Genomic DNA, 23,011 nt, shown 5'->3' with positions numbered 1-23,011 from the left:
TTATACCCATCGCTACACGGTTAGCAATCGATATTGTATTTTTGGCATGTTACCGTTATGGTGTGATAATTCTGCTGGAGGTAACCGTATGGTTTCGTTTGAAGAGGCCCGAAGTCTGATTCTGGATGCAATTCAACCCCTGGGAATTGAGCGGATAAGTCTGCTGGATGCTGCCGGTCGCGTGCTGGCCGGGGACGTGAGCGCACCCTGGAATCTGCCGCTTTGGGATAATTCGGCCATGGATGGCTATGCGGTCCGCTGGGAGGATTGCAGGAACACCCCCTGTTGTTTGCGGGTGACCGGATTTCTGCCGGCCGGTGCCCGTGCCGATGGCGTGACCGTTGAGCCGGGCTGTGCCGTGCGGATCATGACCGGGGCACCGACACCTGCGGGTTGCGATGCGGTGGTGCCGGTGGAGGAGACCGATGACGGACAGCAGGCGGTCCAGCTGAATGAACCGGTCAAATGCGGGCAGCATATCCGGGTGTGCGGCGAGGATGTGGCCGCTGGTGCAGTTTTTATCCGGGGCGGGGCGATCATCCGCCCGCCGGAGGTCAATATGCTGGCCAGCTTCGGCATGGCCCTGGTGCCGGTCTACCGGCGGCCGATCGTGGCCATCCTCTCAACCGGCGATGAGTTGGTGGAGTTGGGGGTGACACCCGGGGCGGGCGAGATCATCAACAGCAACACCCTCTCACTGGCTGCGGCTGTGCAAGAGGCCGGCGGCATTGCCCGCATCGTCGGTATTGCCCGCGATAATCGTGAAAGCCACCTGGAGAAACTGCGTGAAGGACTGCAAGCCGATGTGCTGATTACCTCGGCCGGTGTCTCGGCCGGTGACTGTGACCTGGTGCGGGAAATTCTGGAAGAGCTGGGTGCCAGACAGCTGTTCTGGAAGGTCGGCATCAAGCCGGGCGGCCCGACCGCCTTTGCCATGTATGGCTCGACGCCGGTCTTTTCCCTGCCGGGCAATCCGGTTTCGACCATGATCACCTTCGAGGAGTTCGTCCGTCCGGCCCTGCTCAGGATGCAGGGTCACCAGCGCGTGCTGCGGCCGCTCTTCAAGGCGATCCTGCGTGAAGAGCAGAGGAAAAAACCGGGCAAGGTGCAGATCGTGCGTCTGCGGCTGGAGAAGGAAGGGGATCGCTGGTATGCGACCTCGGCCGGTAATCAGCAGACCGCAATCCTCAAGACCATGGTCGATGCCCAGGCCATTGCCGTACTGCCGGCCGGGAGCACCCGTTTTGCCGCCGGCGACGAAGTGGACGTGCATTTCTACGGCAATTACATTGAGCTGGAGTAAACACCTCCCGGAGCCGTTATGACGTTTCGTCTTACCCGAATGGACCGCCGCATCGTCGTCAAGATCGTCGCCATTTACGCCCTGTTCGGCGGGTTGTGGATCTGGCTGTCTGATTCCGCCCTCGGCCTGCTGGTGCGCGATCCGGATCTCATGACCCGCATGGCCACCTACAAGGGTCTGCTGTTCATCGTCACCACCGCTACCCTGCTCTACTATCTGATCGGCCGCTACATCTTCCGCCTGGGCGAATCCAACCGGCTGATCACCGCCAGTGAAGAGCGCTTCCAGACCATCTTCAACAGCGTCAGCGACGCCGTCTTCATCCATGATGCTGTCACCGGCAGCTTTATTTATGTCAACCGGACCGCCTGTGACATGTTCGGTTACAGCCATGGTGAACTGTTGGCGCTGGATGTCAATGCCATCAGCCTGGGAGACCCCCCCTATTCCCTGCCGGAGGCCCTGGCCTGGCTGCAGATAACGGCCCAGGGCACCCCCCAGACCTTCAAATGGCACTGCCGGCGCAGTGATGGCTCTCTCTTCTGGACTGAAGTCAGCATGCGTGCGGCTTCCATTGCCGGGGAAAAACGCATCATCGCTTCGGTGCGCGATATCAGCGAACGTATCAGTGCCGACCTCCGGCTGAAGGAGCATGAGGCGCTTCTCAGCGCCACCATCGAAAGCCTCCCCTTTGAATTTTTCGCCATCGGTACCGACGGTCGGTACGTCATGCAAAATGCGACTACAGTGCGACATTGGGGCGACGTTATCGGCAAACGTCCGGAAGAGCTCTCCGCTGATCCCGCGCTGATCGCGGTCTGGACAGAAAACAACCGGCGGGCCTTTGCCGGTGAGGTGATTGCACAAGAGACCTCCTACGAGCAGGACGGGCGTACACGTTTTCTGCTGGAAATCCTGACACCCATTAAGGATTGCAGGGGAGAAATCCTTGGTGTCCTCGGCATGAATATCGACCAGACCGAACAGAAACAGGCCGAGCTGGCACTCAAGGAGAGCGAAAGGACTCTGCGTTCTCTGATGGAACTGATGCCGGTCGGTGTTGCCTGTGCCGACGGCAATGGTACAACCGAATACATCAACCAGAATTTTGTCGAACGATTCGGCTACGAGCTGGCTGAAATCCCCACTGCCGAAGCATGGTTTCTCAAGGCCCATCCGGATGCGGCCTATCGCGAAGAGGTGGTATCCTTGTGGAATACCCACCTGGCCGAATACCACGCTTCCGGCACGCCGGTTCCGCCCCGTGATGTCAAGGTCACCTGCAAGGACGGCACGGTCCGCCACGTCATCGTCAGCTCGCAATTGTCACCTAATCGCACTCTGGCCATATTCACCGATATCACCGAACGGGAGAACCGGCAGGAGGAGCTGATCAAGAAACAGAAGCTGGAATCCATCGGTGTGCTGGCCGGGGGTATTGCCCACGACTTCAACAACATCCTGACCGGGATCCTGGGCAATTTATCCTTTGCCGCCATGTTCATCGAGAAAGGGCACAAATCGTCCAAGCCGCTGGGGGAGGCTGAGAAGGCCGCAAAACGGGCCGCCGAACTGGCCCAGCAGCTACTTACCTTTGCCAGGGGCGGGGAGCCGGTGACCCGGGCCGTCTCACTGCGGCAGGTAATCGAAGAGTCGGTTTCGCTGGTTCTGCGGGGCTCGAATGTTACGGCCACCGTCGAGTTGCCGGAACATCTGCCCCCCATTCAGGCCGACGCGGGGCAGATCAGCCAGGTATTCAACAACCTGATCATCAATGCCGTCCAGGCCATGCCGGGAGGCGGAACCATAACCATTACTGCCGGGGAGATGATCGTGGACAGCAAGAATCTGTTATCACTCACGCCTGGGCGATATGTCCGGGTTGCCTGCAGCGATCATGGCTGCGGCATCTCACCGGAAAATCTGAAGAACATCTTTGATCCCTATTTCACGACCAAGGCGCACGGCACCGGCCTGGGCCTGGCTTCGGTCCATTCCATCATCACCAAGCACGGCGGGCAGATCAACGTCCGATCGGCCGTAGGCCGGGGGACCACCTTCGAACTTGTCCTGCCGGAAAGCCTGGAAAAAGCGGCTGCAGTTTCTGCTCAGGCTCCTGCTTCGCTTGGTGCGGTGAGCGGGGAAAACTCCGTGCTGATCATGGATGATGAGGAGATGATTCGCGAGCTGGCCGCAGCCATTCTGGATGAGCTGGGCTATCGGGTCACGACCTGTTCAAGTGGAGAAGAGGCCATTGACCTGTACCGCGCGGCATTTTCAGCCGGCGTGCCCTTCCGGGCGGTCATCATGGACCTGACCATTCCGGGCAGGATGGGGGGCAAAGAGGCTGCTCGGTATATTTTCGACATCGATCCTGCAGCCCGCCTGATCGTTTCCAGCGGCTACTCCACGGACCCGGTCATGGCCGATTTCCGGAAATCCGGTTTCTGCGGAGCGGTGTTCAAGCCGTATTCCGCCGAGGAACTTGCTACTGTGTTGAAAGAGGCAATAAACGGAACAGAAAGGACACACCATGAATGATTATCTCGGGGCTCACATGTCCATCGCCGGCGGCCTGCACCTGGCCATAGACCGAGCCGTTGCCGCCGGCTGCGGCGTGCTGCAGATCTTTACGCGCAACTCCAATCAGTGGAAGGGCAAACCGGTCAGTGAGGCCGATGCGGCCCTGTTTCGCGAAAAATTTGCCGCTTCCGGGCTGCACGAGATCGTTTCCCACGATATCTACCTGATCAACCTGGCAGCCCCGCCGGGCGAGACCCGCGACAAGAGCCTGGCCGCCTTCCGGGACGAACTGGAAACCTGTGCCCGGCTCGGCATCGCCAAGGTTGTCATGCATCCCGGCTCCCATCTGGCGGATGCGCCAGAGACCGGACTGGCGCGGGTGGTTGAGGCCTTTGACCAGTTGTTCAGCGAGGTGCCGCAGTTTGAGGGCCGGGTGCTGATCGAGACGACCGCCGGCCAGGGGAGCAATCTGGGACGGACCTTCGAGGAGCTGCAGGCCATTATCAGCACCTCAAAATTCCCGCATAAATTCGGGGTCTGCTTCGATACCTGCCACACCTTTGCCGCCGGCTACGACACCGCCACAGCAGAGGGCTACGCCGATACCATGCAGCAGTTTGACCGATTGATCGGGCTGGAGCGGCTGCAATGCTTCCACTTCAATGATTCCAAGAAGGGTCTCGGTTCGCGGGTCGACCGGCACGAGCATATCGGCCAGGGTACGCTGGGGCTGAATCCGTTCAGGTTCATCCTCAACGATCCGCGTTTTGCAACGATACCCAAGATCCTGGAGACCCCCAAGGGGGACAATGACGAGATGGACGGGGTCAACCTGGGGATTCTGCGGGGGTTGGTGGGGTAGGACGTAAGAAGAAACCTCCGAGGTTTTTGAAACCTCGGAGGTCTGAGCAGAGCAGTTAAAACAGATCCAGATTCTCCAGCTTCTTGAAGGGCTGGTTGTCAAACGCCTTGCGATCCTGCTTTGCGGTGGCCGCTTCGGCAGGTTTTTCAGCCTGCGGCGGTTCGCAGGTCTCGTCACACACCCGCTCCACCTCCACTTCCTGTTCCATGCCATTGCTCTTGAAGAAATAGCGGTCGTACAGGCGGTGATAGGCCGTCCAACGAGATGTGCTGACGCTTTCCTTGGCAATGTGGGCGCGGATGCCGTTGATCTTGGAATCCATGTCATCCAGGTAGTTGAGGATTGTAGCCTCGATGGTCTTGGGGCGTTTGGGCGAACCGTATTCGTACTGGCCGTGGTGGGAAAGCAGCATGTGTTTCAGCAGTATGCCCAGTTCCCGCGGGAAGCCTTCGACCTGACGGATCCTCTCCTCCACCAGTTCCACGCCGATGGTAATATGCCCCAGCAGCTTGCCGATATCGGTGTAATCGATTGAGCGTTCGTAGCTCATCTCGTGGACCTTGCCCACATCGTGCAAAAGGGCACCCACGGTCAGCAGGTCCTCGTTGATGCCGCCGTACAGGGGCACGATGGTCTTGACCAGCTTGACCAGTGCCAGGGAATGTTCCAGCAACCCCCCCAGATAGACGTGGTGCATGCCCTTGGCGGCCGGGGCCATGCAGTACAGGTCCATGAAGGCCTTATCGGCCAGAAATAATTCCATCAGAGAGCGCAGGTAGGGATTGGTCAGGGCGGCAACCACGTCCTTCATTTCCTGCCGCATCTCGTCGTTATTGCGGGGGGATTCGGGCAGGAAGTCGCCCAAATTGACCTGCTCCTCGGGTACTTTGGAGATCTCGGCCACGACGACCTGCATCTTGTTCATATAGACCGAGGCCTTGCCGCGGATCTGCACAAAGTCGTCTTTATCAAACAGTTTGTCCAGCACATCCGTGTTGTCCCAGACCTTGCCCTCAATTTCGCCGCTTTTATCCATGAAGCGCAGGTTCATGTAGGGTTTGCCGTTCTTGGCCATGGCCATGATCTTGTCCTTGACCAGAAATACGGCATGAACGTTATCGCGATCCTTGATCTCTGCTACAAACTGTTTTGCCACGTGGTGCTCCTTTAGTTGCCTCAATGTAAACTAGTGAGTCTGTTCCGCACCCAGCTGTGCCGCAATCGTATCGGCAACCTTGATGCCGTCGACCGCCGAACTCATGATGCCGCCGGCATAACCGGCCCCTTCGCCGGTCGGATACAGCCCCCGCACTCCGATGGATTCGTAGTGCACATCCCGCAGGACCCGAAGCGGGGCTGATGTGCGTGATTCAATGCCGGTCAGGGTCGCTTCCGCTGTGACGAAGCCGCGCAGCCTCCGGTTGAAGTCGCTGATCCCTTCGCGCAGGGTGGCTATGATGAAGGGTGGCAGTACCGGTTCCAGATCCGTTTCGCAGATCCCGGGCCGATAGGTGCTGTTCGTCTTCCCGTTGCCCTTCAGTCCCATGAATGCCAGCAGATTCTGGGCCGGGGCATGGTAGCCTCCGCCGCCGGTCAGGAAGGCCTGATGTTCCCAGTGGCGCTGAAAACGGACGCCTGCCAGCGGATCGGTTCCGTTGAAGTCGTTTGGTGTGACATTCACCACCAGGGCACTGTTGGCAAAGGGCGAGTTGCGCTGCTGGCCGCTCATGCCGTTGGTGACGACACCGCCCGCTTCCGATGACCCCCCGATGACAATGCCGCCGGGACACATGCAGAAGGAATAGGCACTGCGGCCTGTCGCCGTGTTGTTGTATGTGACGGCATAATCGGCTGCCGACAGGTTCGGATGGCGTGCACAACCGTACTGGATGCGGTCGATCAGCTCCTGGGGGTGTTCCACCCGCAGCCCCATGGCAAAGGGCTTGCGCTCCAGGGGTACGCTGCGCCGCTCCAGCAGTTCGTAGGTATCTCGAGCACTGTGGCCGGTTGCCAGGATCAGCCGGTCGCAGGGAAGTTCTTCCTGGTTGTTCAGTATGACGGAGGAAACCGCGCCGTCATCTATCACCAGATCAGTCAGGCAGCAACCGAAGCGGATGGTGAAACCCACATTCAGAAGATGCTTCCTGATGGCACTTACTACGAGCCGCAAACGATCCGTGCCGATATGCGGCTTGGCCAGATAGCGTACCTCGGGAGGCGCACCGTAGGCGGCCAGTTGTTCCAGTACCCAGGGAACCAGGGGATCTTTCGAACGGCAGGTCAGTTTGCCATCGGAAAATGTGCCGGCCCCCCCCTCGCCGAACTGAACATTGCTCTCCGGGTCGAGCAGGCCATTCCGCCAGAACTGCTGGACATCCAGGGCGCGCTGTTCAACCGGCTGGCCCCGCTCGATGATTGTAGCGGTCAGGCCGTAGCGGGCCAGGCGCAGGGCCGTGAACAGGCCGGCCGGTCCGCTGCCGACGATGACAATTCGCTGCTGTGTGCGCACGGGGTTGAAGATGTCCACTGCAGGCTCCGGCTTCCATTCCAGGTTGGGGATGGTTGCGAGCCGGGAACGGAGGGTGGCCTGGTCCGCTGTCATGAATGATACGGTATAGATCAGTTTGACCCGCGGCTTGCGACGGGCGTCAACACCTTTACGGAGAATGCGGAAATCGGAAAGTGCCGCAGGTGCCAGCCCGATCTGTGCGGCCAGCAGAGATGGCAGACTTTCTTCTCCGTCGTCCGGGGAAATGACGAGATTGCGGTAAATGAATGGCATGGGAGGGTCAGCCCTGCTGGTATCTTTTACGATCCAGGAGCTGTTCGATGATGATGACGATATCCATCGGCTTTGTGGATTTGGGGATATGAACTTTGGCCCCCATTTCAGGGGCATCATGTTCGTGGGGCGCTTCCTGGAACATGGAGGTAAGCAGCGCGATGATCGGAGGATTGTCACCGGCCAGTCGGCCGATCTCCATGCAGGTGCTGACGCCACCCATGCGGGGCATGACCAGATCGGATATGACCGCATCGGGAGTTTTTTCCAGGAAGACTTTAACGCCTTCGATGCCGTCGTTTGCATTGAATACGGTGAAACCGTTTTCTGTGAAGGTGTCGCTGAGCACCTTCAAAAAAAAAGGATCGTCATCGATAAGCAGGATTTTAGCGTGTGGAACATTCATGACTGTCTCGTGAGCGGGAATGGAGAAATACTACACCAATTCTGAAGCAAAAGGGAAGAGTAATGCGAATGTAGCTTGTTAGAAGATGTTTTGTCCGTATCCTCTGTGATTGTTCCTGCGGAATTGATGTTGTAATAGGGCTGATCCTTTTCTTAAGGGAAGGCGTAAAGTACTTCACGAACGCACGCATTTTCGCAGGTCAGGGTTATCTGCAGGCAGGAAAGTCGAGGCGAAAAACCGTCCCGTTCGGAGAGGTGCTCTCAACCGCTATGTTCCCTTCATAGATGCGGGCGATTCGCTGGACAACCGGAAGTCCCATTCCGGTTCCACGCGTCTTGGTACTGAAGAAGGGATCGAATATATTGGGCAGTGTTTCGGCGGAGATGCCGCCACCGCTGTCAGCAACCCTGACCACTACCCGCCCGTTCTCCTCGAGGATCTGGATCTCAAGATGTCCGCCAATGCCCATTTCTTCCAGGGCATTGAGGAACAGGTTGGTGAAAATCTGCTCCAATTCTGCCGGGTCAGCCTTGATTAGAGGCGGGGAATCGCAGTAGGAACGGGTAACCCTGATCTTGCCGGTTTCGATCTGAGGTGAAAAGACATCCAGGGCATTATCGATGACCCGATCGATTGAGACGTCGTTGGTGATGGTGCGGGTGCGTCGCGAGGCATCCAGCAGCTTGCGGATGATGTCGTCGATGCGGTCAATTTCCTTGAGGATCTTGCCCTGGTACTCCAGTTGCTCCGGATCAATCGTATTCTGACGCATGAGCTGGATGAAAAGTGATATTGAGTTGAGGGGATTGCGGATTTCGTGGGCCATGCCTGCTGAAAGATATCCCAGGGCCGCCAGTTTCTCGGATTGAGCGATCTCGGACTGTGCCTTCTGGAGCGCATCGGTTTTTTCATGGACCCGCCTCTGGAGATCCTGATTCCAGTTGTCGATTTCCTGAAGAAGCCGCACGTGTTCCTGCTGGAGCGACTTGTTGTGGAGTTCTATTTCACGGATACGCAGGACATTGTCGAGCCGTTCGACCAGATCGCGGTTGTTGAAGGGCTTGAGAATGTATTCGGAGGCCCCGCCCTTCATGAGTTCGACCGCGATCTCTTCGTTGCCTTTGCCGGTGAAGATGACCACATAGGTGTTCGGAAAGCGGGAGTGGATTTCGCGCAATGCCGTCAATCCGTCCATCTCCGGCATCATGTAGTCGAGCAGTACCAGTTCCGGTAGCTGTGCGGCAATTATTTCCATACCGTAACGGGCCGTCGGTGCGGTAAATACCCGGTAGCCGCGTTTGGCAAGAATCAATTCCGCCAGTTCAAGAATATGGATGTCGTCATCAATGACAACAACGGTTGCCTTGGTATCGCGCAGGGTGGATTCTGTCATAGTGGCGCACGCCGCTGGTATGGCATGAGCAGCGACCTAGGGTTCAACGGGTAAGCGGATTGTGAGAACGGGACAGGAAGAGCTGCGGACCACCCGTTCGGCTGTGCTGCCGAAGATGATGTGGTCTAGTCCGGTACGGCCATGCGTGCCAAGCACAATCAGTGATGCAGCAATGTCTTCCGCCTTTTTTATGATCTCCTCGTAAGGAATGCCGGAGACAATGGCGGTCTTGTAGTTGGTGAAATTGACCAGTTTGGTCTGGCAGAATTTTTCCATCATCTTTTGAGCACCCTCCTCAATCTCCTTCTCCAGCTGCTCAAACGAGATATGGGGGACATAGAAACCACGCAGATCGACCGGTTCATTGATGACATGCAGGATCGTCAATTCCGCCTGGAATTGTGTGGCCAGTGTCAGTGCATATTCAAAGGCATGCTCTGAGTTTTCAGAAAAATCTATAGCGATCAGAATCTTTTCAAAGGGTTTCATGGAGTATCTCCTGGTGTCCCGTGTTTGATCAAGCCGGTTTGAAAATCTTGTTGATGATCTTGTTCAGCTCCTCGAGTTTGACCGGCTTGTTTATATACTCGAAAGCTCCCAGATTCATGGCTTCGATATATGACTCCACCTCTCCATAGGCCGTGATCATGATCACGTTGCAGGCCGGATGACTGCGGTTCAGCTCGCGCAGGAAGGTCATGCCGTTCATTTCGGGCATGTTGATATCGGTGATGATCAGTTCAACTTCTTTGCCCCGCAGATAGTTAAGCGCTTCGTAGCCGTTGCCGGCTGAAGCAACATCATATCCTTCGCGGGTCAGTATTTTGGATAGAGCGATGCGGGCATTCTCTTCGTCATCGACTACCAGTATACGTTTCATTATTTCTGCCACGGGCTGCTCCCTGCATTTGACTATATAATCGAGTCTAGCACGGGGAGAACCTCTGTCAAGGCTCGGAAGTTTTTTAATTCACGAAGTAGCAGAGGCCACGTTGTCAGGGAGATTGACGGTGAAAAGATTCTGGTTTGGTGACTATCGAAGAACAGACGGTTTAGGGCCTGATCCCTTCGGCATCAAGTACAACAACGGCTGGTTTGCCGGGCTGCCCCAGGGGTTTGAGCTGTCTGCCGTTAAGATCTACCTCGACTCCGCCAGAGTTGGACAATTCCAGGGTAATGTTACGGTCGGCCTTCCATTCAATGCTGTCACCCACGACCAGGTCATAGCCCTGAGATGCGGCTCCATCAATAGTGACGGTCAGGGTGCCACTCTGGGTGACTTTCATGCGTACGATAAATCCTTTGGTACTTTCAACCGGGGAGGGCTGGGTTCTGGCCTGGGCAACCGGGTTCGGATCGGGTCGTTGTAGTTCGACTACGATCTCTTCCGCTTTTTTTGCCGGGGGTGCGGGCTGTGCCGAAGATCGGACCGGCTGTACGGCGGGCGTTGTTATCGGTGCAGCAACCGGTGCTGGTTGACTCTGGCGGATCGGGGATGATGGCGAACGGTTGACGATAGCAGAGGTGATAAGGATCAGCACCAGGAGAATGGCCGGCATCACCAGTTTCTGGAGCGGGAATTTTTTTCGAGGAGTAGGTTCAGCGCTGCCGTCGGCATTCTTCTTGTGGTTGCTCTGGGTGCTGCCGGAGGTGTACAGCTTATCGAACTGCCGGATCATGTCGTCAGGATTGAGCCCGAGATAGGTGGTATAAATTCGCAAAAAACCCTTGAGATAGGCCGGGCTCCCGAATTGCCCGATCTGGTCTTCTTCAAGGGCCTGCAGATAGTTTGCCCCGATCTTGGTCGCTTCTTCGGCCTCTTCCAGCGAGATCTCGTGATATTCACGGCACCGCTTGAGGATGGCCCCCGGGGAGGCGGCGGATGGATCGATTGTATGTGTATCGATCTCTGACACGTAGGCCTCGATTATTTCAGTAGTTCCAGGTATTCCAGGGCAGAGCGTCCGCGTTCCGTTTCGGGAATCAAGCGAATCGTCTCCTTGAAAGAGCTCCGGGCAGCATCAGACTTGTTGAGCTTGAGATAGGCCAGGCCGATGTAATAGTGGGCATCGCCATAGTCCTTATAAATTCCCAGTGCCTTTTTATACTCGACAATGGCTTGTTCGGTCTTGTCCATGGCAAAATAAACACGTCCCAGTGAAAGGTGGGCTTCTAGTCTGCGCGGATTCATGGCGGCAACGCTCCGCAGCTCTTCCAGAGCCTTGGGGTAGTCGCCTTTCCCCAGGTAGGCCAGCCCCAGGTTGATGGTTGCGTTTTCGCTGTTTTCGTAGAAGATATCGTCCTTGACTATTTTGAACTGTTGAATGGCATTATCCCAGCGTTTCATTTCCAGAAAGGCAATGCCCAGATCGTTGCGGGCGGTCGTGTAATTGGGCTTGAGAATCAGTGCCCGCTGAAGCCTCTGCTCGGCCAGATCAGGGCGTTTTTTCCCGATATAAGCCAGGCCGAGATTGTAGAGCAGTTCGGGGTTATCGGGGTCATATTTTTCGGCCTCGGTCAATTCCACCAGAGCACCGGTGTAGTTGCGTTCTCCCAGGTAACCAAGACCCATCTGGTAATGGTACGCACCAGGATTGCTTTTTCCCATGCGCTGGTCGCTGCCGGTGGCGCAGCCGGTAATGACCAGCAGCAGGAGGAGTATGGAAATATGCTTCATGCGAGGGTTCCTGAAATCCCGATCGGGGAGAAATCTGGTTGTGCTGCTGGCAAAACCTAGCAAATCCGTGGAACAAAGTCAATAAAACGAAGGGTTAGAGCTGGACAATGTCGCGGAAGCTGGTCAGGGCCTTGAAGCTTTTGTAGCGGGATTCAATTTCCTTGTAATCCAGGCGTTTCATGCGGTTGAGACTGAAGTCCTCAACATTGAACGATGCCATCACCGAACCGAAAACTATTGCCTGGCGGATGCCCTCTTCGGACAGGTCGCCCGTATTGGCCAGATAGCCCATGAAGCCGCCGGCAAAGGTGTCTCCGGCACCGGTCGGATCGAAAACCTCCTCCAGAGGGTAGGCCGGGGCAGCAAAGACCGAGTCGGCCGTGAACATCAGGACGCCGTATTCGCCGCGCTTGACCACCAATCGCTTGCATCCCAGGGCGATAATCTGGCGGGCGGCTTTAACCAGGTTGGCTTCGCCGGTAAACTGGCGCGCCTCACCCTCATTGATGACAACGATATCCACCTTCTGCAGTACCTTGCGGAGCGATTCGGGTTTGGAGGAAATCCAGAAGTTCATGGTATCACAGGCCACCAGTTTCGGGCTGCGTACCTGCTCCAGTACTTCCATCTGCAGATCCGGGTCGATGTTGGCCAGGAAGAGATACTCGGCGTCACGATACGCGTCGGGCAGGTCCGGTTTGAACTCCATCAGTACATTAAGCTGCGTGTCCAAGGTCTGGGCTTCGTTCAGATCGTAGCCGTATTTGCCGCTCCAGTGAAAGGTCTTGCCGGGAATGCGCTGCAGTCCGTCGGTATTGATGTCACGGGATTGCAGAAATTGGACGTGTTCTTCCGGGAAGTCTTCGCCAACCACGGCAACCAGCGAAACATCCGTAAAGAAGCTGGCCGAGGTGGAAAAATAGGTGGCTGAGCCGCCCAGGACGTTTTCTCCCCTGCCGAAAGGGGTTTCAACCGTGTCAAAGGCCACGGTACCGACTACTACGATGCTCATAAGTTTTTATTCTCCTGAAGGTTTAAAGATATTTACCGACAATCGGCTCCAGCTTCAGTTTCGTCTCTGCCGGAATAACAGCTTTATCGGTTATGATGGCGTACTGCATGGCACTGCCGCAGGCACAGCTCCGCTCCCCGATGTCTGTCACCGCATGGCGGATGATGTTCTTAGCCATGGCAACATTCTGGTGGATGATCTGGATGATCGCCTCGACGGTTACGTCATCATGGTGCTCGTGCCAGCAGTCGTAATCGGTCGAAAGGGCGATGATGCCGTAACAGATTTCGGCCTCGCGGGCCAGCTTGGCCTCGGTCAGGTTGGTCATGCCGATGACCGAGGCTCCCAGGCCCAGATAGGAGAACGATTCGGCGCGGGTCGAGAAAGCCGGTCCCTCCATGCATACATACGTGCCCCCCTTGTGGACTGTGGCACCCGCTTTCAATGCCGCTGAATACAGGATATCCGACAGCGGGTGGCAGACCGGATCTGCAAAGCCGGCATGCGCCACAATACCGTCACCGAAGAAGGTGTCCTTGCGGATGCCCTTAGTTCGGTCATAGAACTGGTCAGGGATGACAATGTGTCCCGGTGCTATGGCGTCTTTCAGACTTCCTACGGCAGACACAGAAATAATCCGTTCAACGCCGAGTTTCTTCATGCCGTATATGTTGGCGCGGTAGTTGACTTCCGAAGGCAGGTAGCGGTGCCCGCGCCCGTGACGGGGAAGAAAGACCATCTTCACCCCGTTCAGTACGCCGGTAACGTATTCGTCGGATGGATCGCCGAAAGGGGTTGTCAGGCGAATACGCTGCACCTCTTCAAGTCCTTCCATATCATACAGGCCGCTTCCACCGATCACACCGATGGCTGCTTGGTTCGACATATGTACGTATCCTCCCCGTTTTTTTGGGTGTTGTTGTCCTGAAAGTAGCGGCAACTTTACGGGTTTACAACGTAAACTTCAATAGTTATTTTCCCCGTTGCGGTGTGTAAATCGGCTTGTTGAGCAGGTTCAGGCGATATTGTCGGCGTATCGATCAGCTGTTTTGCGAAAAGCTATCTTTGCTTGACAAAACAACCACCTGCCTATAAATTTAATAATTCAATCAGAGCAATTAGTATTTAATATCGTATATACAAACACGAGAGGAGCAGTGCATCATGGCAGAAAAATTTATCTTTACATCAGAATCCGTATCCGAAGGTCATCCCGATAAGGTCGCTGACCAGATTTCCGATGCGATCCTGGATGCGATTCTGACACAGGATCCCAAGGCGCGCGTGGCCTGCGAAACCATGGTAACGACCGGTATGGCCGTTATCGCCGGTGAGATTACCACCAATGCGGTCATCAACTACTCCGAAATAGCCCGTAACACAATCAAAGAGATCGGCTATACCGATTCTGAAATGGGCTTTGATGCAGATACCTGTGCCGTGCTCGTCTCCATAGACCGTCAGTCTCCTGACATCTCCCAGGGCGTTTCCGAGGGAGAAGGCCTTCACAAAGAGCAGGGCGCCGGCGACCAGGGCCTGATGTTCGGCTACGCCTGCAATGAAACCCCCGAATTGATGCCGATGCCGATTCAGCTTGCGCACCAGCTGGTAGCCAAGCTCTCCGCAGTGCGCAAGTCCGGTGAACTGCACTTCCTGCGTCCCGATTCCAAATCGCAGGTTTCCGTAGAATATGCCAACGGCAAGCCGGTGCGTATTGATACGGTGGTTATCTCCACCCAGCATACCCCGGATGTAACCCACGCCGAAATTGAAAAGCATGTTATTGAAAAGGTTGTCAAGGCTGTCATCCCTGCTCATCTTCTGGATGAGAACACCCGTTACTATATCAATCCTACCGGCCGCTTTGTCGTCGGCGGCCCGATGGGCGACTGCGGCCTGACAGGCCGCAAGATCATCGTTGATACTTACGGCGGCATGGGACGTCACGGCGGCGGCGCTTTTTCCGGCAAAGATCCATCAAAGGTAGACCGCTCGGCTGCCTATATGGGGCGTTATGTGGCAAAGAATCTGGTAGCCGCCGGTCTGTGTGACCGTTGCGAAGTGCAGGTGGCCTATGCCATCGGTGTGGCCCAGCCAGTTTCAATCAACGTCAACAGCTTTGGTACCGGCAAGGTCAGCGAAGACCGTTTGGCCGAACTGGTGCGCGAAACCTTCGACATGCGTCCGGCAGCCATCACGGAGCAACTCGACCTGCTGCGTCCGATCTATCGCAAAACGGCCGCCTACGGCCATTTCGGCCGCGAACTGCCGGAATTCACCTGGGAGAAGACCGACAAGGCCGCCACTCTCAAGACAAAGGCCGGTATCTAGGGACGTTAGCCGCACAGCTTACCAGCATCTTTCACCGGATGAACAAGGCGGGGCGGTTGAAAAACCGTCCCGTTTTGCATTGAGTCCCCTGTCCTTTTTGTTGACAAATTGTTGATGGAATATTTAGTATACACAACTTTAGCAGTGAACTTTCAGATGGAGGAAGCATGTCAAAGACATACAAAGTAGCGGTTCTGCCGGGCGACGGCATCGGGCCTGAAGTGATGGCTGAGGCACTGCGCGTGCTGGACGCTGTCGAGAAGAAATACGGCGTGACGTTCGAGCGTACCCATGCCAATGTCGGTGGCGCAGGCATCGACAACGAGGGCAAGGCCTTGCCGGATACCACCGTTTCCATCTGCAAAGCCAGCGATGCAATCCTGTTCGGCTCCGTGGGCGGACCCAAGTGGGAGACCCTGCCGCCGGATGAGCAGCCCGAGCGTGGTGCGCTTCTGCCGCTGCGCAAGATCTTCGGTCTCTACGCCAACCTGCGTCCGGCCATCATCTTCCCCTCGTTGACCGGCGCTTCTTCGCTCAAGGAAGAGGTGATTGCGGGAGGCTTCAACATCCTGGTGATCCGTGAACTGACCGGCGGCATCTACTTTTCCCAGCCCAAAGGCATCGACGGCGTTGGTCGTGAACGGGTCGGCGTGGACACTATGCGCTACAGCGTACCGGAGATCGAGCGCATCACCCATGTGGCCTTTCAGGCTGCCCGCAAGCGGGGGAAAAAGGTCTGCTCCATCGACAAGGCTAATGTCCTTTCCACATCGGTGTTGTGGCGCGAGGTCGTCATCGGCATCGCCAAAGAGTATCCGGATGTGGAGCTGACCCACATGTACGTGGACAACGCCGCCATGCAGCTGGTCAAATGGCCCAAGCAGTTCGACGTGATCCTGTGCGAGAATATGTTCGGCGACATCCTCTCTGACGAAGCCGCCATGCTGACCGGCTCACTGGGCATGCTGCCCAGCGCTTCACTGGCGGAAGGCAGCTTCGGCATGTACGAACCTTCCGGCGGATCGGCCCCTGATATTGCCGGCCAGGGCATTGCCAACCCGATCGCCCAGATCCTCTCGGCCGCCATGATGCTCAAGTTTTCCTTCGGGATGCTGGATGCGGCTGAGACCATCGACACCGCTGTGGCCAAGGTGCTCGACCAGGGTTTCCGCACTCGCGACATCTTTCAGGACCTGCCGGGTGAAAAACTGGTCAATACCAAGGAAATAGGCGACGCAATCATTGCTAATCTGTAGGTCGCGACTTTTGCGCAATCTCAGCGTAAGTCTTCGGGATTTGTTGTGCGGCGTAGCGCTGCTACGCCTCCGCCAAATCCCTTGACAGCCTTGATCCTGCACAAAATTCGCAACCTATTAAAATCCAGATCACAACAAACTTAGGAAAAGGAACAGACACCATGAAAGTCGGAATCGTCGGATGGCGCGGTATGGTTGGCTCGGTTCTCATTCAGCGGATGCTGGAGGAGAACGATTTTGCCGGTATTGAACCGGTGTTCTTCTCCACCTCCCAGGCCGGCCAGGCGGCCCCCCTGAACGCCGGCACCCTCAAAAGTGCCGATGACATTAACGAACTGAAAAAACTGGACATCATCCTGACCTGCCAGGGTGGCGACTACACCAAGGCCATCCATCCCGAGTTGCGCAAACAGGGCTGGAACGGCTACTGGATCGATGCTGCCAGCACCCTGCGCATGGAGAATAACGCCGTTATCATCCTTGACCCGGTCAACCGCAATGTCATTGATGCTGCTCTGGCCAAGGGACAAAAGGACTTCATCGGCGGCAACTGCACCGTCAGCCTGATGTTGATGGCTCTGGGCGGACTGTTCCGGGCCGGTCTGATCGAATGGATCTCGTCCATGACCTATCAGGCCGCCTCCGGTGCCGGTGCCCCCAATATGCGCGAACTGCTGTCCCAGATGGGAGTGTTGAATCATACCGTGGCGGAAGAGTTGAAGACCCTCGGTTCCGCCATCCTGGAGATCGATCAGAAAGTGACCGAGGCCCTGCGGGACGGTTCCATGCCGACCAAGGAATTTGGTCACCCGCTGGCCGGAAATGTGCTGCCCTGGATCGACCGCGAGGTGGAGGACGGCCAGAGCCGCGAAGAGTGGAAAGGCTTTGCCGAGACCAACAAGATCCTCGGTACAACCTCACCGATCCCGGTGGACGGTATTTGCGTCCGTGTCGGCGCCATGCGCTGCCACAGCCAGGCCCTGACCATCAAGCTGAATAAAGACGTGCCGATGGCCGAGATTGAAAACTTGATCAAGAATGACAACCAGTGGGTCAAGCTGATCCCCAACACCAAGGTGGAAACTTTGGCCGGACTGACCCCGGCTGCCGTCTCCGGCACCTTGACCGTGCCGATCGGACGTCTGCGCAAGATGAAAATGGGACCCCAGTACCTGTCGGCCTTCACCTGTGGCGACCAGCTGCTGTGGGGTGCGGCCGAGCCGCTGCGCCGCATGATGCGGATCCTGACGGACAAATAAAATCTCCGAAAAATTGTTCCTGTTGTACAAAAAAATGCCCCTTTCGCAAGGGGCATTTTTTGTGTCTTCAGCAGGTGGTCAGCAGGTCAGGACGATTTCACGCAGACCGCATATTTCAGGTAGCGCCCCTCGGGAAAGGTGACCGGATAGGGAAAGTCCTCCGGCTGGCCGTACAGGGAGATCACCTTCAGGGCACTGTTGGCTTGCAATGCACCGCGGCGCACCTCCTTGAGATAGTCAGCCACATCTACCTTCTGATGATTGGAAGAGGTGATCATCAGTCCGCCGTTTGCCAGGAGCGGAAGCGCAGCCGCCACGATATCGGAGGTGCCGCCACGGGTAGTAAAACGGCTCTTGGCGGTTGTGGAGAATGAAGGCGGGTCCATCAGGATGATGTCATAGGTCTTCTTCTGTCGAGCCAGGTCAGCCAGCACCTTCAGGCAATCCCCGACGATGAACTCATGTTTCTTCGGATTGAGGCGGTTGGCAGCGAAATTGGCTTTGGCCCACTCGGTATAGCTCGGCGAGGCATCCACACTTGTTGCCTGGCTCGCGCCAGCGGCGGCGGCCGCAACCGAGAAGGCACCGGTGTAGGCGAACAGGTTCAGCACCCGTTTGCCCTTGGAGCGGGACATCAGGTCGCGACGATTACGGCGTTGATCCAGAAACAGGCCGGTGTTCAACCCCTTCTCCAGACTGACCAGGAACGTCAGCCCGTTTTCCTGCACCTCCAGCAGATTCGGAGCCGGAGTGCCTGCCAGCAGACGGCCGTACTGTTTGCTGTCGCTGACAGCTTCCAGTTCGCGGGTTTTCTGAGGACGGCTCTTTTCATAGATTCCGGTCGGCGCCAGAAGTTCCTGCAGCACCTGTGTTACCAGCTTCAAGTGCACTTGCCAGCCGCTGCAGTAGGGCTGAACCATCAGATAGTCACCGTAACGATCGACAGTCAGGCCCGGCATGCCATCGCCCTCCCCGTTCACCAGCCGGTACGCATCTGTGGCACCGAGGTCAGCATAATCGCGACGCAGCTTGATGGCTGACTGGACCTGGTTTGTCAGCCAGGCGCGATCGAGCTGCATGCGCTGGCGCGACAATACCCGTGCCACGATCCGGTCGTGTGGATCAAGCAGGGCCGATGCGAGAAAACGGCCCTTTTCATCGCTTAAAGGAACTATTTGTCCCGGTTTGCCGGCCTGCCAGCGTTTCGTGTAACTGTCAGCTATGATCCAGGGGTGACCGAGTTCCAGCATCCTGACGGATTCTGGCCCGATGATCCATTTACCGGTCTGTTCCATTGCGCTACTCCTGTGATCCGTATAAATAGGGAATATGGTCTGTTGTACTGATAATTCGATGTGTTGGCAATCATAAAGCCGGGCCGGTTGTGGCAATAATCATCATGAATTCCTCTGAAGCGGTAACGCATACCCTATATAAGGTAATGATTCGGTTGTGCAACGAGCTGTTTGAAGTACCATGTATTAAATTATATAGTTATTTCAGGTTGTTAACAAAGTTTTGATAATTGGCACACGCAGTGCAATTACCATCAACAACTACATCCCATTTGGAGGAAAGACCCATGAAAAAAATCATCGCCAGCATCATCGCAACCCTCGTAGCAGTATCCTTCTCCGCAGTTGTTTTCGCTGCAGACGCAAAAAAAGCTGCTGCTCCTGCTGCTGCACCTGCTGAAGCTGCTGCTCCTGCTGCAGAGAAAAAAGAAGAAGCTAAGCCTGCTAAAAAAGCCAAAAAAGCAAAGAAAGCCAAAAAAGAAGTTAAGAAAGAAGAAGCACCTGCTGCAGCTCCTGCCGCCAAGTAATTCTTTTCTCACAGAACAAATAAAGGCCGCGTCTTCGGATGCGGCCTTTTTTTATCCGTTTTTCGACCTGCAACCGATTACTCGCCCAAGTAGGCCTTCCTGACATCGGGATTTCCGGCGAGCTCTGCGGCATCACCTGAGAGCACTACTTCGCCGGTTTCCAGTACATAGGCCCGGTGGGCGATCAAGAGGGCCATGGCGGCATTCTGCTCCACCAGCATGATAGTGGTGCCGGCCCTGTTAATCTCGGCAACAATCTCAAAGATCTTCTCTACCAGCATGGGGGCCAGCCCCATGGAGGGTTCGTCCAGCAGCAGCAGGCGCGGGTTGGACATGAGTGCCCGTCCAATGGCCAGCATCTGTTGCTCGCCGCCGGACAGGGTCCGTGCACCCTGAGTGCGCCGTTCCGCCAGGCGCGGGAAGAGAGTGAAGGCGCGCTCGATGCCCCGGGCTACCTCCTGTTTGCTAGAGAGGACGAAGCCACCCATTTCAAGGTTTTCCAGCACACTCATGCGGCCGAACACCCGCCTGCCTTCCGGCACCTGACTGATGCCTTTGCGGACGATCAGGTGGGGGGGCATGCGGGTGATCTCCTCGCCTTTGAAGGATACGCTCCCGCTGCTGGAAGGTACGATACCGGAAACCGAGTTGAGGATCGTGCTCTTGCCGGCGCCATTGGCCCCGATCAGGGCCACGATCTCTCCCCGCTTCACGCAACAGGACACCTGGTGCAGGGCTCGGATGGCGCCATAGTTGACGGAAAGATTATCTATGGCCAGCATCACGTGGTGGCTCCTTTTCCCAGATAGGCCTCGATCACGGCCGGATTGGCCCGCACCTCCGCCGGGCTTCCCTCAGCGATCTTGATCCCGTAATCCAGCACCGCGATCCGGTCCGAGAGCCCCATGACAAATCGCATATCGTGCTCCACCAGAAAGACCGTCACCCCGTCATCCCGTATGGCACGCACCATCTCCAGCAGGGTCTGTTTCTCGTGAGGATTCATGCCAGCGGCCGGTTCGTCCAGCAGGATCAGGGTCGGTTCCCCAGCCAGGGCCCGGGCTATCTCCAGGCGGCGCTGCTCGCCATAGGGCAGATTGCCGGCCAGTTCATATGCCTTGTGGGCCAGTCCCACCCGGGAGAGACAATGGCCAGCCAACTCCAGCAGGCGCCCCTCTTCCCTGCGCACTGCCGGAAGGAACTGCAGCAGCGCGCCGGCCAGGTTCCAGTTCCCGCGGGTGTGGGCACCGATCAGGACGTTATCCAGCACGCTCTGCTGGCCGAACAGGCGGATGTTCTGGAAGGTGCGGCCGATGCCGCTGGCGGCGATGATATGGGGTGGTAATCCGGCAATGGCTTTACCTTTGAAGCTGATCCCCCCCTCGCTGGGTGGGTAGATTCCGGTGATCAGGTTGAAGATCGTGCTCTTGCCGGCGCCGTTGGGGCCGATCAGGGCCATGATCTCCCCCTCTGCAACCTCCAGGCTGACGCCATTGACCGCCACCAGACCGCCGAAACGGATGGAGGTGTTGTCCAGTTTCAGGAGGCTCATCTTGGACCCTCCTGTTTGTGTGACATGCCCCGAGGTTTGACCCCCAACTTGCGCAGCAGCAGCGCTGCAACGTCGATCCCCCCCAGCAGTCCGTTGGGCCTGAAGACCATCAGGTACACCAGCAGCGCCCCGTATACCAGCATGCGGTACTGGGACATGAAGCGCAGGAACTCGGGTGCCGCCGACAGGATCGAGGCGCCCAAGACCGCCCCGGGGACGCTCCCCAGACCGCCCAGTACGATCATGCTGAGCATGTCGATTGACTTGAGAAACCCGAAGTCGGATGGGTTGATGTACCCCAGAAAATGTCCGTACAGACAGCCGCCGATACCGGCCATGAAGGCGCTGATTGCAAAGGACTGCACCTTGTAGCGGGCGATATTGATGCCCATGGATTCAGCGGCGATCTCGTCGTCGCGGATGGCCTTGAGCGCACGGCCGAAGCGGGAATTCTGGATAAAGGCCGAGGCAATGATCGTCAGGCAGCAGACGATCAGCACGATCACCGGCAGGGGCAGGCTGTTACTGGGGGGCGGGACGGTCAGTCCGAGGGCGCGGTTGGTGATATCCAGATTGAGGAAGACCACCTTGACGATCTCGGCGAAACCCAGGGTGCAGATGGCCAGGTAATCACCGGTCAGCCGCAGGATCGGCCAGCCGATGGCGGCGGCTGCGGCCGCCGTAATCAGGCCGCTCAGCAGGATTGTGAGGGAGAAGGGCAGGCCGGTCTTGATCGTCAGCAAGGCGCCGCTGAAGGCGCCGATACTCATGAAAGCGGCATGTCCCAGGGAGAGCTGTCCGGTCAGTCCGGTGATGATATTGAGGCCCAGCGCCAGGATGATGCCGATGCCGATATTGACCAGAATCTGCAGGGTATAGGGGTCGATGGTGTTGATCAGATGCTGGAGCATGGTCAGACCTTCTTCTGGATCTTGCGGCCCAAGAGCCCGCTGGGGCGCACCAGCAGGACCAGCACGAGGATGGCAAAGGCAATGGCATCGCGATAGGAAGAGTAGCCGACGGCCACGCCGAAGACTTCAGCCACACCCAGCAGCAGGCCGCCCAGCATGGCGCCGGGGATCGAACCGATGCCGCCCAGTACAGCGGCGGCGAAGGCCTTCAGACCGACCATCAGTCCCATGTTGAAGGAGACCGAGTTAAACAGCACTCCCACCAGCACGCCGCCGGCAGCTGCCAGGGCCGAGCCGAGCGCAAAGGTGAACGAGATGACAAAATTGACGTTGATGCCCATCAGTGCGGCAGTATTGTAGTCCTCGGAGGTGGCGCGCATGGCCTTGCCGATCCTGGTTTTCTGGACAATGTACTCCAGGGCCAGCATCAGAGCGGCAGAGACGCTTATGATCAGGAGTTGCAGGGTGGAGATGTCGGCATCGCCGATGTGGATCTGGTGCGAGGTAAAGGCGCTGTCGGGAAAACCCTTGGCATTGGCGCCGAAGACCATCATGGCCAGCGAGGAGAGGAAGATGGAGACGCCGATGGCCGAGATCAGCGCCGAGAGTCGTGAAGAGCTGCGCAGGGGGCGGTAGGCGATGTACTCGATCAGCACCCCCATGACCATGCAGAAGAGCATGGAGCAGGCCATGGCCAGAAAGAGGTTCAGCTTGAAGTAGCCCACCATCAGGAGCCCGACAAAGGCCCCGACCATGAAGATCTCGCCATGGGCGAAGTTGATCAGGGAGATGATGCCGTAGACCATGGTGTAACCCAGGGCGATCAGGGCGTAGGTGCTGCCGAGGGCGATGCCGTTAATGAGCTGCTGCAGGAACATGGGCCGGCCCGGAGATGCTCGAAATGGGTAGAGTAAGTACAGCA

Annotated in this window: 22 protein-coding genes; 7 read left to right on the top strand and 15 right to left on the bottom strand. The window is 57.0% G+C overall.

Features of this window, described 5'->3' with window-relative positions; all coding sequences use genetic code 11:
• Positions 1–88: 88 nt before the first annotated feature.
• From ACOCF6_RS10870 to ACOCF6_RS10860, 3 genes are read left to right on the top strand one after another with little or no spacing between them, the layout of a single operon-like run.
• The gene (locus tag ACOCF6_RS10870) at positions 89–1,303 is read left to right on the top strand and encodes a molybdopterin molybdotransferase MoeA (protein ID WP_482460406.1); all 1,215 of its coding nucleotides are present in this window, start codon (positions 89–91) and stop codon (positions 1,301–1,303) included.
• An 18-nt stretch (positions 1,304–1,321) separates the two neighbouring features.
• Positions 1,322–3,844: a PAS domain-containing hybrid sensor histidine kinase/response regulator gene (locus ACOCF6_RS10865; protein WP_482460405.1), complete on the top strand. Its 2,523-nt coding sequence runs from the start codon at positions 1,322–1,324 to the stop codon at positions 3,842–3,844.
• On the top strand, positions 3,837–4,688 hold the full coding sequence (locus ACOCF6_RS10860) for a deoxyribonuclease IV (RefSeq protein ID WP_482460404.1): 852 nt from the start codon (positions 3,837–3,839) through the stop codon (positions 4,686–4,688). Before ACOCF6_RS10865 ends, ACOCF6_RS10860 begins: the two co-directional genes overlap by 8 nt.
• A gap of 55 nt (positions 4,689–4,743) precedes the next feature.
• On the opposite strand, the gene ACOCF6_RS10855 is transcribed toward ACOCF6_RS10860, so the two are convergent.
• The 10 genes from ACOCF6_RS10855 to mtnP all read right to left on the bottom strand — a co-directional run bounded on the left by ACOCF6_RS10855 (position 4,744) and on the right by mtnP (position 13,844).
• Positions 4,744–5,844, bottom strand: coding sequence for a 3'-5' exoribonuclease YhaM family protein (locus ACOCF6_RS10855; protein ID WP_482460403.1), 1,101 nt, complete (start codon positions 5,842–5,844; stop codon positions 4,744–4,746).
• A gap of 30 nt (positions 5,845–5,874) precedes the next feature.
• Positions 5,875–7,470 (bottom strand): NAD(P)/FAD-dependent oxidoreductase, encoded by a 1,596-nt coding sequence (locus tag ACOCF6_RS10850; protein ID WP_482460402.1) that lies wholly within the window; start codon positions 7,468–7,470, stop codon positions 5,875–5,877.
• A gap of 7 nt (positions 7,471–7,477) precedes the next feature.
• On the bottom strand, positions 7,478–7,876 hold the full coding sequence (locus ACOCF6_RS10845) for a response regulator (RefSeq protein WP_482460401.1): 399 nt from the start codon (positions 7,874–7,876) through the stop codon (positions 7,478–7,480).
• 205 nt (positions 7,877–8,081) lie between these two features.
• On the bottom strand, positions 8,082–9,269 hold the full coding sequence (locus tag ACOCF6_RS10840; RefSeq protein WP_482460400.1) for a sensor histidine kinase: 1,188 nt from the start codon (positions 9,267–9,269) through the stop codon (positions 8,082–8,084).
• A 36-nt stretch (positions 9,270–9,305) separates the two neighbouring features.
• Complete coding sequence (locus tag ACOCF6_RS10835) at positions 9,306–9,758, bottom strand: universal stress protein (RefSeq protein ID WP_482460399.1); 453 nt, start codon at positions 9,756–9,758, stop codon at positions 9,306–9,308.
• A 28-nt stretch (positions 9,759–9,786) separates the two neighbouring features.
• Positions 9,787–10,149: a response regulator gene (locus ACOCF6_RS10830; protein ID WP_482460398.1), complete on the bottom strand. Its 363-nt coding sequence runs from the start codon at positions 10,147–10,149 to the stop codon at positions 9,787–9,789.
• 172 nt (positions 10,150–10,321) lie between these two features.
• Positions 10,322–11,185, bottom strand: coding sequence for a helix-turn-helix domain-containing protein (locus ACOCF6_RS10825; protein WP_482460397.1), 864 nt, complete (start codon positions 11,183–11,185; stop codon positions 10,322–10,324).
• An 11-nt stretch (positions 11,186–11,196) separates the two neighbouring features.
• Complete coding sequence (locus ACOCF6_RS10820) at positions 11,197–11,946, bottom strand: tetratricopeptide repeat protein (protein WP_482460396.1); 750 nt, start codon at positions 11,944–11,946, stop codon at positions 11,197–11,199.
• 94 nt (positions 11,947–12,040) lie between these two features.
• On the bottom strand, positions 12,041–12,958 hold the full coding sequence (locus ACOCF6_RS10815) for a carbohydrate kinase family protein (protein ID WP_482460395.1): 918 nt from the start codon (positions 12,956–12,958) through the stop codon (positions 12,041–12,043).
• Between the two features lie 22 nt (positions 12,959–12,980).
• Positions 12,981–13,844 (bottom strand): S-methyl-5'-thioadenosine phosphorylase, encoded by an 864-nt coding sequence (gene mtnP, locus ACOCF6_RS10810; protein WP_482460394.1) that lies wholly within the window; start codon positions 13,842–13,844, stop codon positions 12,981–12,983.
• A gap of 275 nt (positions 13,845–14,119) precedes the next feature.
• On the opposite strand from mtnP, the gene metK reads away from it, so the two are divergent.
• The 3 genes from metK (at position 14,120) to asd (ending at position 17,804) form a co-directional block, all read left to right on the top strand.
• Complete coding sequence (gene metK, locus ACOCF6_RS10805; RefSeq protein WP_482463326.1) at positions 14,120–15,289, top strand: methionine adenosyltransferase; 1,170 nt, start codon at positions 14,120–14,122, stop codon at positions 15,287–15,289.
• A 167-nt stretch (positions 15,290–15,456) separates the two neighbouring features.
• Complete coding sequence (gene leuB / locus ACOCF6_RS10800) at positions 15,457–16,545, top strand: 3-isopropylmalate dehydrogenase (protein WP_482460393.1); 1,089 nt, start codon at positions 15,457–15,459, stop codon at positions 16,543–16,545.
• Between the two features lie 161 nt (positions 16,546–16,706).
• A complete protein-coding gene (gene asd, locus ACOCF6_RS10795; protein WP_482460392.1) occupies positions 16,707–17,804 on the top strand; it encodes an aspartate-semialdehyde dehydrogenase in 1,098 nt (365 codons plus the stop codon).
• 86 nt (positions 17,805–17,890) lie between these two features.
• On the opposite strand, the gene ACOCF6_RS10790 is transcribed toward asd, so the two are convergent.
• Positions 17,891–19,099: a class I SAM-dependent rRNA methyltransferase gene (locus tag ACOCF6_RS10790; RefSeq protein ID WP_482460391.1), complete on the bottom strand. Its 1,209-nt coding sequence runs from the start codon at positions 19,097–19,099 to the stop codon at positions 17,891–17,893.
• Between the two features lie 287 nt (positions 19,100–19,386).
• Between ACOCF6_RS10790 and ACOCF6_RS10785 the strand changes: the two genes are divergently transcribed.
• Positions 19,387–19,626, top strand: a complete 240-nt coding sequence (locus tag ACOCF6_RS10785; protein ID WP_482460390.1) for a hypothetical protein — start codon at positions 19,387–19,389, stop codon at positions 19,624–19,626.
• Positions 19,627–19,703: 77 nt separating this feature from the next.
• Here the strand turns inward: ACOCF6_RS10785 and ACOCF6_RS10780 are convergent, their stop codons facing one another.
• The 4 genes from ACOCF6_RS10780 to ACOCF6_RS10765 are packed head-to-tail and all read right to left on the bottom strand — an operon-like array spanning position 19,704 to position 22,967.
• Complete coding sequence (locus tag ACOCF6_RS10780) at positions 19,704–20,408, bottom strand: ABC transporter ATP-binding protein (protein WP_482460389.1); 705 nt, start codon at positions 20,406–20,408, stop codon at positions 19,704–19,706.
• Complete coding sequence (locus tag ACOCF6_RS10775; protein ID WP_482460388.1) at positions 20,408–21,178, bottom strand: ABC transporter ATP-binding protein; 771 nt, start codon at positions 21,176–21,178, stop codon at positions 20,408–20,410. The genes ACOCF6_RS10780 and ACOCF6_RS10775 overlap by 1 nt, the downstream gene beginning before the upstream one ends.
• Positions 21,175–22,089, bottom strand: coding sequence for a branched-chain amino acid ABC transporter permease (locus ACOCF6_RS10770; protein WP_482460387.1), 915 nt, complete (start codon positions 22,087–22,089; stop codon positions 21,175–21,177). The genes ACOCF6_RS10775 and ACOCF6_RS10770 overlap by 4 nt, the downstream gene beginning before the upstream one ends.
• Before the next feature lie 2 nt (positions 22,090–22,091).
• Positions 22,092–22,967 carry a branched-chain amino acid ABC transporter permease gene (locus ACOCF6_RS10765; RefSeq protein WP_482460386.1) on the bottom strand — a complete coding sequence of 292 codons (876 nt, stop codon included), beginning with the start codon at positions 22,965–22,967 and terminating at the stop codon, positions 22,092–22,094.
• Positions 22,968–23,011 lie beyond the last annotated feature (44 nt).

It is taken from the genome of Geobacter psychrophilus (genome assembly GCF_056821595.1).
Note: the sequence above shows the minus strand (reverse complement) of the source record. Positions and strands in the feature narration are given on the sequence as shown.